This is a genomic window from Petropleomorpha daqingensis (assembly GCF_013408985.1).
GTDB lineage: Bacteria > Actinomycetota > Actinomycetes > Mycobacteriales > Geodermatophilaceae > Petropleomorpha > Petropleomorpha daqingensis.
On the sequence record NZ_JACBZT010000001.1, the window covers coordinates 1161067 to 1171686 of the forward strand.

Here is a 10620-nt window from a genome sequence, read left to right on the forward strand (position 1 = left end):
CCTCCCCCGGACGAGGGGAGCCCTGGCGAGGCACCCGTTCGGGCGCACCTGCGTCCGAAGTCACGATCGGGGTGTCCGGCCACACGTCCACGCGTGGACACGCGCACGTAACCTCGCCAGGTGGAGGTTGGTGACAGATGACGAGCACGAGCACGCCCGACGGTTCCGCGACGGCGAACGGCTCGGCCCCCGGGGGCCTGGTCAAGAGCGTCGTCACCCTCGACCGGGTCGTCATCCGGCTGGCCGGCGACTCCGGTGACGGCATGCAGCTGACCGGCAACCGGTTCACCAGCGAGACGGCGTCCTTCGGCAACGACCTGTCGACGCTGCCGAACTTCCCGGCCGAGATCCGCGCACCGACGGGGACTCTGCCCGGCGTCAGCTCCTTCCAGCTGCACTTCGCCGACCACGACATCATGACGCCCGGCGACGCGCCGGACGTGCTGGTCGCGATGAACCCGGCCGCGCTCAAGGCCAACCTGGCCGACCTCCCCGGCGGCGGCCTGCTCATCGTCGACGCCGACGAGTTCACCCCGCGCAACCTCGCCAAGGTCGGCTACGCGGCCAACCCGCTGGAGGACGGCTCCCTCGAGGGCTGGCAGGTCGTCAGCGTGCCGCTGACCAGCCTCACCCTCGACGCGCTGGCCGACTCAGGCCTGGGCAAGAAGGAGGCGGAGCGCTCGAAGAACATGTTCACGCTCGGCCTGCTCAGCTGGATGTACCACCGGCCGACCGAGGGCACGATCCGCTTCCTCGAGCGGCAGTTCCGCCGCAAGCCCGAGATCGCCGCGGCCAACATCGCCGCGTTCCGCGCCGGCTACAACTACGGCGAGACGACGGAGGCCTTCGCGGTCTCCTACGAGGTCAAGCCCGCGCCGATGAGCCCGGGGACCTACCGCAACATCTCCGGCAACCAGGCGCTGGCCTACGGGATCGTGGCGGCCGGGCAGCGCTCGGGCCTGCCGGTGTTCCTCGGCGCCTACCCGATCACGCCGGCGTCGGACATCCTCCACGAGCTGTCCAAGCACAAGAACTTCGGCGTGCGCACCTTCCAGGCCGAGGACGAGATCGCCGGCGTCTCCGCCGCGATCGGCGCCTCGTTCGGCGGGGCGCTGGGCGTGACGACGACGTCCGGCCCGGGCATCTCGCTGAAGTCCGAGGCGATCGGCCTGGCCGTCATGCTCGAGCTGCCGCTGATCGTCGTCGACGTCCAGCGCGGTGGCCCCTCGACCGGGCTGCCGACCAAGACCGAGCAGTCGGACCTGCTGCAGGCGATGTTCGGCCGCAACGGCGAGGCCCCGCTGCCGGTGGTCGCGCCCCGCTCCCCCGGCGACTGCTTCGACGCCGCGCTGGAGGCCGCGCGGATCGCGCTGACCTACCGCACCCCGGTGATCCTGCTGTCCGACGGCTACCTCGCCAACGGCGCCGAGCCGTGGGCGGTGCCGGACGTCGCCGGCCTGCCCGAGCTGCGGGTCGACTTCGCCACCGAGCCCAACGGTGCCGAGGGCGAGTTCCTCCCCTACCTGCGCGACCCCGAGACCCTGGCCCGCGCCTGGGCCGTCCCGGGCACGGCCGGCCTGCAGCACCGGCTCGGCGGGCTGGAGAAGGCCGACCGCACCGGCAACATCTCCTACGACCCGGACAACCACGACTTCATGGTCCGGACCCGCCAGGCCAAGGTCGACGGCATCGCCGCCTCCCTGCCGCCCACCGAGGTCGAGGACCCGGCCGGCGACGCGAAGGTGGCGGTGATCGGCTGGGGCTCGACGTACGGCCCGATCGGCGCGGCCTGCCGGCAGGTGCGCAACTCCGGCCGCTCGATCGCGCAGATCCACCTGCGCCACCTCAACCCGATGCCGGCCGACCTCGGCAAGATCCTCGCCCAGTACGACCGCGTGGTCTGCCCCGAGATGAACCTCGGGCAGCTCGCGCTGCTGCTGCGCGCCAAGTACCTCGTCGACGTCCAGAGCCACACGCAGGTGCGCGGGCTGCCCTTCCGCGCCGCCGAGCTGGCCTCGGTCCTGCAGGACGTCATCGACAGCACCGGAGGCATCCAGTGACCACGACGCCGACCCACGTGCACGACCTCGGCATGCCCGGCTCGGACCCGATCGCCGCCGCGACCGGCGGCGACAAGCAGACCGAGCTCAAGGCCAAGGACTTCAAGACCGACCAAGAGGTCCGCTGGTGCCCCGGGTGCGGTGACTACGTCATCCTCAACGCGGTCCAGAGCTTCCTGCCCTCGCTCGGGATCGCCCGCGAGGACATGGTCATCGTCTCGGGCATCGGCTGCTCCTCGCGCTTCCCGTACTACATGAACACCTACGGGATGCACTCGATCCACGGCCGGGCGCCGGCGATCGCGACCGGGCTGGCCGCCTCCCGGCCGGACCTGTCGGTCTGGGTGGTCACCGGCGACGGCGACGCGCTGTCCATCGGCGGCAACCACCTGATCCACGCGCTGCGCCGCAACGTGAACCTGACGATCCTGCTGTTCAACAACCGGATCTACGGGCTGACCAAGGGCCAGTACTCGCCCACCAGCGAGGTCGGCAAGATCACGAAGTCGACGCCGATGGGCTCGATCGACGCCCCGTTCAACCCCGTGTCGCTGGCGATCGGCGCCGACGCCACGTTCGTCGGCCGCGCGATGGACTCCGACCGCAAGGGCCTGACCGAGGTGCTCCGCCAGGCCGCGGAGCACCAGGGCACCGCGCTGGTGGAGATCTACCAGAACTGCAACATCTTCAACGACGGCGCCTTCGAGCTGCTCAAGGACCCGACGACCGGCCTGCAGTGGACCATCCCCCTGGTGGACGGCGAGCCGCTCGTGTTCGGCCCGGACGGCGCCTCGTGCGTGGTCCGCGACGAGGTCGGCGGCCTGCGCATCGCTGAGACCAACCAGGTCGACCCGGCGCAGATCGTCGTCCACGACGCCACCCGCGAAGACCCGTCGTACGCCTTCGCGCTGTCCCGGCTGTCCTCGCAGGACCTGCGCTACACGCCGATGGGCGTGTTCCGGAAGGTCTCGCGGCCGACCTACGACCGGATGATGGCTGACCAGCTGGACGAGGCCCGGACGCAGGAGCCCGGCGACCTCGCCGCCCTGCTCGCCGGCAACGACACCTGGACCGTGACAACGTCATCCTCCGGATGACACCGCGGCCACGTGCCGTCCCCCGACTGCGCTCAGCTCTTCGGGGTCACCCGTAGCAGCTGGTCGTCCTCGCCGTTGTCGGTGGTGACGTAGAGGTCGCCGTCGGTGCCGAGCTGCACGGTGCGGATCCGCCCGTGCGTACCCTCGAGCTCGGGCAGCCGGAACTGCTCGAGCAGGTGACCGTCGTCGGCGAGCCGCAGCGCGAGGACCCCCTGGTCCTTGAGCACGCCGAGCAGCATCAGGCCGTCGTAGCCGCCCCACTGGTCGCCGTCGAGGAACGTGCCGCCGCAGGTGGCGATCGTGGACTCCCCGGAGGACCACACGGCCGCGACCGAGTCCGGCAGGTCGAGGTCGGTCATCGGGACGCTCTCGTCGTAGCCGCCGTCGGCGCCGTCCGGGTCGTAGCCGTAGTTGGCGGCCTTCTCGACGAGGTTGACCTCGTCGTCGCGCGAGGTGCCCTGCTCGACGTTGTAGACCTGGTCGGTCCCCGGTCGCAGCGCCAGCCCCTGCACGTTGCGGTGGCCGTAGTTCCAGATGTAGGCCGACGGCCCGGGGCCGGGGAACGGGTTGCCGACGGCGGGCTGCCCGGTGCCGGCGTCGATCCGCAGCACCTTGCCGGCCAGGGTGTCGCGGTCCTGCGGGTTGCTGCCCACCGCGTTGTCGCCGGTGCCGACCAGCAGGGAGCCGTCCGTGGCGAAGCGGAGCCGGCACCCGCCGTGCCGGCCCGACCCGGAGTTGACCGGGATCCCGCCCAGCAGCGGGTCGGCGATGCGGGTGGCCGAGCGCCAGGCGGTGTCGACGGTCCAGGCGATCACCGCGATGTCGGGCGTCTCCTCGGCCTGCCGCCCCTGGCAGGTGTAGAAGCGGCGGTTGTGGTCGAAGTCGGGGTCGAGCACCAGCCCCATCAGCCCGGTCTCGCCGCGGGCGAACAGGTCGTCGAAGTCGGCGTCGAGCGGCCGCACGGTGCCGTCGGGCAGGACGGCGGTCAGGCCGCCGGCGCGCTCGTCGAGCAGCAGCGTGCCGTCCGGGGCCTGGGCCACGTCCCAGGGGTGGTCCAGGCCGTCGGCGACCACGGCGACGTCGAGCGCCGGCGCGTCCGACGGCGGCGACGTCGGGGCGGGCAGGTCGCTGGGCGCACCCTCACCGGAGGCTTCCGCGGTGCAGCCCGCGACCAGCACCGCAGCCGCGACCAGGCCGAACAGGGAGCGCACGCCCCCAGCATGCGCGGAATTCAGCTGGTACGGGTCACGACGTAGTCACAGAGTGCCGAGAGCGCGTCGCGGACGTCGCCCTCCGGGACGCCGTCGAGACGGCGGCGGGCGCGGTCGGCGTACTCGCGCAGCACCTCGGTGGCCCGGGCCAGCGCGTCCGAGGCCCGCAGCAGGGCGAGCGCCTCGGCGTGCTCGTCGGCCTCGGTGATCGGCCCGGCGACGAGCGCGCGCAGCCGCTCCTCGGCCGGGTCGTCGCCGGCGAGGGCGAACAGCACCGGCAGGGTCGCCACGCCCTCCCTCAGGTCGGTGCCGGGCGACTTCCCGGAGGTGCCGTCGGCGCTGACGATGTCGAGCAGGTCGTCGGAGAGCTGGAACGCCACCCCGACCTCCTCGCCGAAGGCGGTCAGCGCCTCGACCAGCGGCTGCCCGACCCCGGCGAAGGAGGCGCCGAACCGGGCGCTGGTGGCCACCAGCGAGCCGGTCTTGTCGGCCAGCACCTCGAGGTAGTGCGCGATCGGGTCCTCGCCCGCCTGCGGGCCCACCGTCTCGCGCAGCTGGCCGGTCACCAACCGCTCGTAGGTGCGGGCCTGGATCCGGACGGCGTCCGGCCCCAGATCGGCGAGCAGGTCGGAGGCGCGGGCGAACAGCAGGTCGCCGGTGAGGATCGCGATGCTGTTGCCCCAGCGGCTGTTGGCGCTCGGGGCGCCGCGGCGGACGGCGGCCTCGTCCATGACGTCGTCGTGGTACAGCGTCGCCAGGTGGGTCAGCTCGCAGACGACCGCGGCGCGCACCACCTCCGGCGCCGTGGCGTCGCCGAGCTGAGCGGCGAGCAGCGCGAGCATCGGCCGGAACCGCTTGCCCCCGGCGGACATGAGGTGCCCGGCGGCCTCGTGCACGAAAGGGTGCTCGCTGCCGACGGCCGCGCCGAGCGCCGCCTCGACCCGGACCAGGCCCTCGGACAGCGAGCTGCCCAGGGGTCCCTCGGGCAGCCAGGAACCGATCGTCGAGGCCGGTGTGGAGATCCGGTGTCTCCCCTCGGTGGCGGTGCCGCCGTCGAGGGCGGTGTCGGCTCCGGTCATCAACCGACGAATCTAGCCGCCTGATCGGCCAGGTCGAGCACGGACCCGGGCAGGATCCCCAGGACGAGTGTCGCCGTGACCGTGATGGCCAGGACGATCGTCGTCCCCAGGCCGGGCACGCCGACCGTCGGACCGTCCGCCGCCAGCGGCGAGAAGTACATGAGCACGATCACGCGCAGGTAGAAGAACGCGGCCACCGCGCTGGCGAGCACGGCCACCACGACCAGCGGCCAGGCACCGGCCTGGATGGCCGACCGGAACACCGCGAACTTGCCGGTGAAGCCGCTGGTGAGCGGGATCCCGGCGAGCGCGAGCAGGAACAGGCTCATCACGGCGGCGGTCAGCGGCGAGCGCTGGGCCAGGCCGGCCCACTGCGACAGGTGCGAGGCCTCGCCGTCGCCGTCCCGGACGAGGGTGAGGACGGCGAACGCGCCCAGCGTCGTCACGCCGTAGGTGAGCAGGTAGAACATCGTCGAGGAGAGCCCGGACCCGTTGGCACCGGAGCCCAGCCCGAGCACGCCGGTGAGGATGAACCCGGCGTGCGCGATCGAGGAGTAGGCCAGCATCCGCTTGAGGTCGGTCTGGGTGAGGCCGAGGACGGCGCCGACGACCATCGAGACGATCGCGATGCCGTAGATGATCGGCCGCCAGGTCCACTCGCTGGTGCCGAAGGCGACGTAGAGCAGCCGCAGGATCGCGCCGAAGGCGGCGACCTTGGTGCAGGCGGCCATGAACGCGGTCACCGGCGTCGGCGCGCCCTGGTAGACGTCCGGCGTCCAGGTGTGGAACGGCGCGACGCTGGCCTTGAACATCAGGCCCACGACGAGCAGCGCGAGACCGAGGACCAGCAGGATGCCGGTGTCGTCGGTGGCCGCGGCGCGGATCGTCGACAGCCGCACGCTGCCGGTCGCGCCGTAGACCAGTGCGAGGCCGTAGAGGAAGAACCCGGAGGCGAAGGCGCCGAGCAGGAAGTACTTGACCGACGCCTCCTGCGACAGCAGCCGCCGGCGGCGGGCCAGGCCGCACATGAGGTACAGCGGCAGGCTGAGCACCTCGAGCGCCACGAACATCATCAGCAGGTCGTTCGCGGTGACGAACAGCATCATGCCGCCGAGCGCGAAGGTCGCCAACGGGTAGACCTCGGTCTGCACCCGGGTGCTGGTGAGCAGCTCGCGGTCGCGGGGGCTGCCGGCCGGGACCGCGGCCATCGCCACGAACGCCGACCGGGCCGGGTCGAGCGCCCGCTCGGCGAACAGCAGGATCGACAGCGCCCCGAACGCGGTCAGCATCGCCTGCAGGAACAGCCCGGCGCTGTCGATGGCGAGCGCGTCGCCGGCGGTGACCTTGTTGGTGCCGGACAGCCACAGGGTGGCGGCCAGCCCGCCGAGGGTGCCGACGAGCGCGACGCTCACCTGGATCGCGTGCCGCTGCTCGCGCGGGGCGAACGCCTCGACCAGGACGCCGACGGCGGCGGCGCCGAAGACGAAGATCAGCGGCGCGAGGGCCGCCACCGAGATGGACGGCGCGGTGATGTCCGGCATCAGTTGTTTCCCTGCTCGGAGGTCGGTCGGGCATCGGTGGTGTGCGGGGTGATCCCGTCCTGGCCGCCGACGTCGCTGATCGTGGCGCTCACCGCGGGGCGGATGAGGTCGATCAGCGGCTGCGGGTAGACGCCGAGGAAGATGATCAGCGCGAGCAGCGGCGCGACGACGACGAGCTCGCGGCGGTCGAGGTCGGCGATCTTCAGCCGGGCCGCCGCCGGCGCCGGAGCGGTCAGCGTGGCCGTCCCGCCGTGTCCGTCGTGGGCGCCGGAACCGGCGGACAGCGGCTCGGTGGGCACCGCGGGGTCGGTCTGCAGCAGCACGCCGCGCGCCGGCCCGTGCATCGTCCGTTGGTACAGGAGCAGCACGTAGATCGCGGCCAGGATGATGCCGACCGTCGCGAGGATCGTGTACACCGGCCGCACCGGGTAGGCGCCGATCAGCGTCAGGAACTCGGCGACGAAGCTGTTGGTGCCCGGCAGCGACAGCGTGGCCAGGCCCGCGATCAGGAAGGTGCCGGCCAGCAGCGGGGCGAACCGGGCCACGCCGCCGTAGTCGCCGACCTGCCGCGAGCCACCGCGCGAGATGAGCATCCCGACCACGATGAACAGCAGCGCGATCGTGATGCCGTGCATGACCATGTACAGCACCGCGCCGGTGGCCGCCTCGGTGGTGAAGGCGAAGATGCCCAGCGCGATGAAGCCGAAGTGCGAGACCGACGTGTAGGCGACCAGGCGCTTCATGTCGCTCTGCCCCATCGCCAGCAGCGCCGCGTAGAGCACCCCGGCCACGGCGAGGCCGAGGATCCAGGGGGCGAACTCGCGGGAGGCCTCGGGGAACAGCGGGAGGCAGTACCGGAGGAAGCCGAAGGTGCCGACCTTGTCCAGGACGCCGACGAGCAGCACCGCGCCGCCGATCGGGGCCTCGGCACCGGCGTCGGGCAGCCAGGTGTGCAGCGGCACCAGCGGCGCCTTGATCGCGAAGGCGAGGAAGAAGCCGAGGAACAGCAGCCGCTGCACGCCCGCGTCGATCGAGATCTGGTTGAGCTGGGCGAAGGAGAACGTGCCGTGGCCCAGCGCGTCGGTGCTCACCACGTACAGCCCGATCACCGCGGCGAGCATGACCAGCCCGCCGACCAGGCTGTAGACGAAGAACTTCATCGCGGCGTACTGCCGGCGGGGGCCGCCGAAACTCCCGATCATGAAGTACATCGGGATGAGCATGACTTCGAAGAAGACGTAGAAGAGGAAGACGTCGGTGGCGGCGAAGACGCCGATCATGGCCGACTCGAGCAGCAGCAGCCAGGTGAAGAACGTCCGCATCGAGCGCCGGCCGGTGGGCTTGTCGCGCCACGAGGCGCCGACCACGATCGGCACCAGGACGGCGATCAGCAGCAGCATGACCAGCGCGATGCCGTCGACGCCGAGGGCGAAGTCCACGCCGAACACGGGGATCCACGAGACCGAGGTGGTCAGCTGGAAGCGCGGCCCGTCGGGGTCGAAGGCGACGGTGGCCAGGATCGTGAGCAGCAGGACGACGAGGCTGGTGCCCAGCGCGATCTGCTTGGCCGTCTCGTCGCTGCCTTTCGGCAGCAGCGCGACGCCGACCGCGGCCACGGCCGGCAGCGCCACCATGACGACGAGCCAGGGGAAATCACTCATTGCTCGCCTCCGCAAGCTTCGGCTCGTCAGCCACGGTGCGTGCCCTTCCGGTGATCAGGGAGACGGTCATCCGGCGGTCACCGCCAGCAGGGCGCCCGCGACGATGACGGCGCCGCCGAGCATGCCGAGCGCGTAGCTGCGCACGAACCCGGTCTGCAGCCGGCCCAGCCGGGACGACGAGCCGCCCATCGTGGCGGCCAGGCCGTTCACCGCGCCGTCCACGCCGCGGTTGTCGAAGAAGACCAGCGCCCGGGTCAGCCACTGGCCGGGGCGCATGAACAGCGACTCGTTGATCGCGTCGGCGTAGAGGCCGGTGCGCGCGGCCCGGACGAGCGGCGTGACCCGCGCCGGGGCGACCACCGGCACCTCCCGCCGGCCGACGAACAGCCAGGCCAGCAGGACGCCCAGGACGGCGACCACGGTGATGCCGATGCCGAAGGCCAGCGGCGCGATGACGTGCTCGCCCTCCTGCTCCGACCCGAACACCGGCTGCATCCAGTCCGACAGCGGGAAGGCCTGCACGAGCAGGAACCCGGCGGCCACCGACCCGACGGCCAGCACGATCATCGGCCAGAGCATCACCTGCGGGGACTCGTGCGGGTGCACGCCATCCTCCCACCGCGGCCGGCCGAAGAAGGTCATGAGCATCAGCCGGGTCATGTAGAAGGCGGTGAGCCCGGCCCCGAGGACGGCGACGCCGCCGAGGATCCACCCCCACACGTCGCCGCGGTCGATGGTGGCCTCGATGATCGCGTCCTTGGTCCAGTAGCCCGAGAACGGGATGAGGCCGATCAGCGCGACGTAGCCGAGGGCGAAGGTCCAGAAGGTGACCGGCATCCGCTTCCACAGCCCGCCGAAGCGGCGCATGTTCACCTCGTCGTTCATGCCGTGCATGACCGATCCGGCGCCGAGGAACAGCCCGGCCTTGAAGAAGCCGTGCGCGTAGAGGTGCGCCAGGGCCGCGACGTAGCCGACCGGCCCGAGGCCCGCCGCGAGGAACATGTAGCCGATCTGGCTGACCGTCGAGTAGGCCAGCACCTTCTTGATGTCGTCGTAGGCGCAGCCGGCGATCGCGCCGATCAGCAGGGTGATCGCGCCGACCGCGAGGACGACGGTGCGCGCCGTCGGCGACTGGTCGTAGATCGGCGCCGACCGGCAGATCAGGTAGACCCCCGCGGTGACCATGGTCGCGGCGTGGATGAGCGCCGAGACCGGGGTCGGGCCCTCCATGGCGTCGGGCAGCCACGCCTGCAGCGGGAACTGGCCGGACTTGCCGCACGCGCCGAGCAGGAGCAGCAGGCCCAGGGCGGTCGCGATGCCGCCGGCCAGCAGGTCCGCCGAGCCGAGCACGCCGGCGAACGACGTCGTCCCGAACTGGGCGAACATGATGAAGATCGCCAGCGCCAGCCCGACGTCGCCGACGCGGTTCATGATGAACGCCTTCTTGGCGGCGGTGGCCGCGGCCGGGCGGGTGTACCAGAACGCGATGAGCAGGTAGGACGCCAGACCGACGCCCTCCCAGCCGACGTAGAGGGCCAGGTAGCTGTTGCCCAGGACCAGCAGCAGCATCGCCGCGACGAACAGGTTCAGGTAGGCGAAGAACCGCCGGCGGCCGGGGTCGTGCGCCATGTAGCCGATCGAGTAGATGTGGATCAGCGCGCCCACACCGGTGATCAGCAGGCAGAACGCCATTGACAGCGGGTCGAGCAGCAGGCCGAGCTTGATGTCGAGCGTGCCGGCCGAGATGAAGGTGAACAGGTCCACCCCCACCGTGCGGCCGTCGGTGCCGGCCAGCTGGAACACGCTCACCAGGGCGATGACGAAGGCGACGACGACGGTCGCGGTGCCGAGCAGGTGGCCCCAGCGGTCGGTGCGCCGGCCGCCGAGCAGCAGCACCGCGGCGCCGGCGAGCGGCAGCGCGATGAGCACCCAGGAGGCGGACAGCAGCCCGGTGGCGGGCACGGCATTCAT

7 protein-coding genes are annotated in these 10620 nt (G+C 71.7%); 2 read left to right on the forward strand and 5 right to left on the reverse strand.

Translation table 11 applies throughout. The features are described from left to right. Positions 1-137: 137 nt before the first annotated feature. Positions 138-2060 carry a 2-oxoacid:acceptor oxidoreductase subunit alpha gene (locus tag GGQ55_RS05685; RefSeq protein WP_179715512.1) on the forward strand — a complete coding sequence of 641 codons (1923 nt, stop codon included), beginning with the start codon at positions 138-140 and terminating at the stop codon, positions 2058-2060. Further along, positions 2057-3157 (forward strand): 2-oxoacid:ferredoxin oxidoreductase subunit beta, encoded by a 1101-nt coding sequence (locus GGQ55_RS05690; protein ID WP_366488807.1) that lies wholly within the window; start codon positions 2057-2059, stop codon positions 3155-3157. Before GGQ55_RS05685 ends, GGQ55_RS05690 begins: the two co-directional genes overlap by 4 nt. A 32-nt stretch (positions 3158-3189) precedes the next feature. Here GGQ55_RS05690 and GGQ55_RS05695 read toward each other — a convergent pair whose 3' ends face one another. From GGQ55_RS05695 to nuoL, 5 genes are all read right to left on the reverse strand, one after another. Continuing rightward, the gene (locus GGQ55_RS05695; RefSeq protein WP_179715513.1) at positions 3190-4368 is read right to left on the reverse strand and encodes a PQQ-dependent sugar dehydrogenase; all 1179 of its coding nucleotides are present in this window, start codon (positions 4366-4368) and stop codon (positions 3190-3192) included. 20 nt (positions 4369-4388) lie between these two features. Next, entirely contained in the window at positions 4389-5447 is a 1059-nt protein-coding gene (locus GGQ55_RS05700) for a polyprenyl synthetase family protein (RefSeq protein WP_179715514.1), read from the reverse strand. Then, on the reverse strand, positions 5447-6988 hold the full coding sequence (gene nuoN / locus GGQ55_RS05705) for an NADH-quinone oxidoreductase subunit NuoN (RefSeq protein WP_179715515.1): 1542 nt from the start codon (positions 6986-6988) through the stop codon (positions 5447-5449). Before nuoN ends, GGQ55_RS05700 begins: the two co-directional genes overlap by 1 nt. Then, on the reverse strand, positions 6988-8649 hold the full coding sequence (locus GGQ55_RS05710) for an NADH-quinone oxidoreductase subunit M (protein WP_179715516.1): 1662 nt from the start codon (positions 8647-8649) through the stop codon (positions 6988-6990). The genes nuoN and GGQ55_RS05710 overlap by 1 nt, the downstream gene beginning before the upstream one ends. A gap of 66 nt (positions 8650-8715) precedes the next feature. Then, positions 8716-10620 (reverse strand): NADH-quinone oxidoreductase subunit L, encoded by a 1905-nt coding sequence (nuoL, locus tag GGQ55_RS05715; protein ID WP_179715517.1) that lies wholly within the window; start codon positions 10618-10620, stop codon positions 8716-8718.

Coding starts and splice junctions, on each gene's coding strand:
- GGQ55_RS05710 (WP_179715516.1), bottom strand. CDS start 8,649: ATGAGTGATTTCCCCTGGCTCGTCGTCATGGTGGCGCTGCCGGCCGTG.
- nuoL (WP_179715517.1), bottom strand. CDS start 10,620: ATGAATGCCGTGCCCGCCACCGGGCTGCTGTCCGCCTCCTGGGTGCTC.
- nuoN (WP_179715515.1), bottom strand. CDS start 6,988: ATGCCGGACATCACCGCGCCGTCCATCTCGGTGGCGGCCCTCGCGCCG.
- GGQ55_RS05685 (WP_179715512.1), top strand. CDS start 138: ATGACGAGCACGAGCACGCCCGACGGTTCCGCGACGGCGAACGGCTCG.
- GGQ55_RS05700 (WP_179715514.1), bottom strand. CDS start 5,447: ATGACCGGAGCCGACACCGCCCTCGACGGCGGCACCGCCACCGAGGGG.